General features: G+C 77.2%; 1 protein-coding gene and 1 pseudogene. Both read left to right on the top strand.

What is annotated here, in order from left to right; genetic code table 11:
• Nucleotides 1–2,286: lantibiotic dehydratase (locus HCN52_RS23330; RefSeq protein WP_168090411.1), on the top strand; the 2,286-nt coding region annotated here is incomplete at its 5' end.
• Nucleotides 2,286–3,054: pseudogene (locus tag HCN52_RS23325) on the top strand (hypothetical protein); the annotation flags it as partial. The gene HCN52_RS23330 and the pseudogene HCN52_RS23325, both read left to right, overlap by 1 nt.

Below are 3,054 nucleotides of genomic sequence, written 5' to 3'. Positions count from 1 at the left end.
CAGCGCCCGCACGTCGTGCATCAGGTCGAAGGCGGAGAGCAGCGCGACCCCGGCGGAGAGGTCGTCCAGCTGCGGCCGCCACTTCGCGGTGGCGACGAGGACCTCCGGTACGCGATGACGCTGGTGGCGCCCGACGCCGCCCGCGGCGCGCAGCGGTACGCCGCCGCGGTGGCGGAGGCCCCGGAGAAGCTCACCGCGCGGCTGCGGAAGTCCGAGCGCGGCCTGGTCCAGTACGTGACCCGCGCGATGGTCCGCACCAGCCCGATGGCCCGGTTCACCGCCGTCGGCCTCGCCGTCCCGGTGGCGGACGGCCCGCCGCCCGACGCGCCGGAGTACGGCACGCCGGTGCCGCGCACCGGCCTGGACCGGGTCATGCTCGACCACGTGCTGGGCGGGGTGCACTCCGCCGAGGCGGCGTTCGGCCCCGACATCCTGGTGCAGCACCCCCCGACCTCCGAACGGGGACCCGACGGCAAGCTGTACTTCCTGCGCGCCACCGACCGCGGCGACGCCCAGCGGCTCTCGGTCGACACCAAGGGGCCGGTCGGGCTGCTGCTCGACGCCACCGCCATGGGCCCGCGCCGGTTCGCCGACGTCGTCGCCGACTTCCAGGCGCGCGCGGGCTGCACCACCGGCCAGGCCGAGGCCGCCGTCGGCGGCGCCGTCCGCGCCGGCTTCCTCACCACCCGGGTGCTGCCCGAGGACGGCGGCGCCGACCTCGCGGAGCTGCTGGACGCCCCGCAGGGGCCCCGCAGCGGCCCGGCAGCCGACCTGCTCCGCGAGATCGCCGCCACCGTGCCCGGCCTGCACGCCGTGCCGGCCGAGGAGCGGCCCGCGTCGCTGGAGCGGCTCCGCCGGTCCCTCGCGGAGCTGAGCATCGCCGCGCGGCGGCCCTCCCAGATCGTGGTCGGCGAGGACACCGCGCTGCCGTCGGTCCGCGTCGCCACCGCGAAGTGGCGGCCGCAGCTGGACGACCTCTCCGCCGGGGTCGCGCTGCTCTCCGCCTTCGACCTGATGCACGACGTGCGGGCGCTGCTGGTGGCGGGGTTCGTCGACCGCTTCGGCGCCGGCGCCGACGTCTCGCTGACCGAGCACGCCGACGCGCTGGTCCAGGAGATGTACCGGCGCGGACTGAGCATCGGCGAGGGCGTGCTGCCCGGCTCGCTGGGCCCCGCCGACGGCTCGCTGGACCGCCTCTACACCCTGCGCGAGCAGGTCGCCGACGCCGTCCACGCGGACCTGACCCGCGCCGCCGAGCGCGGCGAGGACGTGGTGTGGACGGCGGAGCGGGCCACCGAACTGGTCGCCGGCCTGCCCGACCGGTTCCGCCGCGACCCGCTCTCCTACGGCGTGCTGGTGCAGGCGACCGACGGGCGGCTGGTCTTCAACAACGCCTACGCCGGGCACGGCATGCTCCACGGCCGGTTCCTCGCCGCCGACCGCACCCTCGGCGGCGGCGCGCTGCCCCACCTGGCGCGGCGGGTCACCGAGCAGTACGCGTACGACGGCGCCCGCGTCGTGGAGGACCTGGGGCTGCACCGCCTCAACGTCAACGCCCACCCGCCCGTCCTGGCGGAGGGGCTGCGCCCCGACGACTGGTACGCGCTGCGGCTGGTCCACGACCCGGAGACCGACTCCCTCGGCATCCGGGACGCCGAGGGCCGCCCGCTGCGGGTCCTCACCCTGGGCACCGGGCACCCCGAGATGTACCCGCCGCCGCTGCGCCTGGCCAACTGGCTGACCGCCGCCGGGGAACTGCGGGAGAACCTCGTCGGCCGCTGGCACGACGCCGCCGGCTGGGACGGCCGCGCGACCCGCGCCTGTCCCCGGTTCTCCGTCGGCTCGGCCCTGCTGTCACGCCGCCGCTGGTACGGCGGCGAGGAGTTGGACGCGGCCGTCGCCGCCGGGCCGGCCGACCACGACCGGCTGCTGGCGCTGGCCCACTGGCGCGCCCGCCACGGCGTCCCGCACGAGGTCGTCATGAAGTCCGCCGACGACGGCTACCCCCGGTCCGCCGACGCGATGCGGGAGGTGGCCGCCGGCGACGCGGCCGGCCGTCCGCCGGGCGAGGAGGACCGCTCGGGGACCAACCGCGGCAAGCCGCAGTACGTCGACCTGGCGAGCGCGCTGTCCGTCGGCGTGCTGCCGCGGATGCGGAACCGGCAGGACGCCGGGTACCTGGAGGAGGCGCTGCCCGGCGTCACCGCGGGGCCGCACGCCATGGAGTGGGTGGTGGAGATCGGCCGCGGTCCCGGCGGGCCGTTCCAGTACGGAGGAAAAGCCTGATGGTCCTGCGCGCACGTCCCTACCTGCACTACGCGCCGGTCCCCGGCGGGGTCTACTTCAGCGGCCCCGGGGCGCAGTTCGTCATCAACGGGCCGGAGCTGCTCTACAAGGTCGCGGACGTCTGCGTCCCGTTGCTGGAGGAGGGCACCACCGAGGACGCCCTGGTCACCGCGCTCGGCAGCGAGCGCGCCCGGCCGGTGGTCCGCAAGATCGTCGCCGACCTCGCCGGCCACGACCTGATGCTGGACCAGGGGCGCCTCACCGTCCCGGAACCGCCGGCCGAGGAGCGCGAACGCCACGCCGAGGCGCTGGCCCACCTGGAGGCGGCGCTCGACGACCCCTACGCCGTCTTCGCGCGGCTCCGCTCCGCCGTCGTGCTGCTCTGCGGCGCGGCCGACGCGGTGCTGCCCGCCGCCCGCGGACTGCACCGCGCCGGGATCACCGCCCTGACCGTGGCGACGCCCGACACCGACCGGGTCGCCGACACCGCCGACCGCCTGGGCATCACGGTCGTGCCCACCGCCGAGGGCGGGCGACTGCCCGACCCCGACGCCGTGCCCGACCGGGTCGACGCCGTGCTCTGCTGCCCCGACGTCACCCGCGGCGATGCCGCCCGCGAGGAACTCGCCCGATTCGCGGCCGCGTTGCCCACTGGCACCCTGCTGGTGCCGGTGGTCGGGGACGGGCACCTGGTTGTCGCCGGCCCCGCCGCCCGTGCCGGGGCGGTCGACCGGGCCGGCGCGCTGCTCCGCCGGGCCGCCCCGCCGG

This window comes from Streptomyces bohaiensis (assembly GCF_012033785.1).
Classification (GTDB): domain Bacteria; phylum Actinomycetota; class Actinomycetes; order Streptomycetales; family Streptomycetaceae; genus Streptomyces; species Streptomyces bohaiensis.
This window is presented reverse-complemented; position numbering and strand designations above follow the sequence as displayed.